Source organism: Dehalobacter sp. (assembly GCA_023667845.1).
In the GTDB taxonomy this organism is placed as follows: domain Bacteria; phylum Bacillota; class Desulfitobacteriia; order Desulfitobacteriales; family Syntrophobotulaceae; genus Dehalobacter.
This window is the reverse complement of sequence record JAMPIU010000061.1, coordinates 1-1,319: the sequence shown is the minus strand read 5'-3', so window position 1 is coordinate 1,319 and position 1,319 is coordinate 1. Positions and strand designations below refer to the sequence as shown.

The following is a 1,319-nucleotide window of genomic DNA, read 5'->3' as shown; positions in this document are numbered from 1 at the left end:
AAAGAGGGGGACAGTCTATAGAAACCGGGGTAAACCGGCATAGGGCAGGGGGCGGAAGAGCCCTTAAGCGGAAGGAGCGGCGATTCTGGCTTACTTCAAGTTATCTACTGTTTTATAGTGTTTGACCAGCCAATTTTGAAGGATTTTTTGCAACTCCGGGTGAATAGGCTGGCTCTGAGCCTTCATGTATTGCTTTTTAGCGTCCAGCACCGTTATTTTTCCATGGTATTCCTTTAAAATGTGGTTCATATTTTCAACGATATGGACCTCCGCTTCACCCTGTACAAGTCCCGGTACCACTTTGACGCATTCGGGATTTGTCTGGAAATCCTTTGAGCCGGTGACAGCAAGGACCGGACAAGCGGCTTTTTTCAAGTCATCCACAACATTATGAGAAAAGTGCTCCCTGATCCATTTGGCATTGATTTTCACAAGCCCCTGCCTCATCACATCCCGGTTTGACGCCATCACTTTCTGAAAAAACTTTTGGCTCTGCGCTTCGCTCTTTTTGTCAGCTTTGAGCAGGCGCAGCAGTGCGAACTTGAATCCTTTGGAATGCTGGATCTCTTCATATAAAAGACTGCGTTGACGGTTAACGGCGTCCTTCAGTGTTTCAGCGGCGCCGGCGAGCAGGATCAGGCCGCCCACCGGATATCGTGAGTTAGTAATGGTTGCCAGCATACATCCTTCACTGTGTCCCAGTAATATGATTTTTTCCGGGTCAACAGCGGGATGGGCCTTTAAAAAATCAATATTCGCTTTCACGTCGTCCACTAAATCCCACATGCCGGTTTCAAGATAATTCCCTTCGCTTTCACCCACGCCTCTTTTGTCATACCGCAATGTCACGAACCCCAGTTTTGCAATGTTCTCTGCCAGTTCTCTGTAAATATTAAAATTTATTTTTTTGCCTGCATTGCCGTCCCGTGTGATCTTTCCCGAGCCTGAAATAATCAGGACAGCCGGATATTTACCTTCATTCCCGGCAGGTATGGTCATGGTGCCTTTTAACGCAAATTTGCCGTTTACAGTTACCTTTTCCTCAATAAAACTGACGCTCATGTATATCATCCCCTGAATACTATTATAAACTGTATTTATCAATAAATACCGGTAAAGTCAAGGGTGCTTGTTGCTTCGGCAAAGCCCTGCTCCCTGGGACTTTGCGATATCCTGTATCAAATTTTCCAGCCGGCCAGCGCACAGTTTTACAGTTACTGGATTTGCCTTGAAGCTTTTGAATTATGGTGCTACAATGTGATTATTTCCATAGCGGTATTTTCAAAAATTAATTGCGGAAGTGACATGAATGCATAGAA

The 1,319-nt window shown here is 45.3% G+C and carries 1 protein-coding gene; it reads right to left on the bottom strand.

Translation table 11 applies throughout. The features are described 5' to 3' along the window. Nucleotides 1-90: 90 nt before the first annotated feature. Nucleotides 91-1,062 (bottom strand): alpha/beta hydrolase, encoded by a 972-nt coding sequence (locus NC238_05095; protein MCM1565315.1) that lies wholly within the window; start codon nt 1,060-1,062, stop codon nt 91-93. Nucleotides 1,063-1,319: the final 257 nt, after the last annotated feature.

What these genes read in the sequence shown, in the direction of transcription:
- NC238_05095 (MCM1565315.1), bottom strand. Translation starts at nt 1,062, where the DNA reads ATGAGCGTCAGTTTTATTGAGGAAAAGGTAACTGTAAACGGCAAATTT.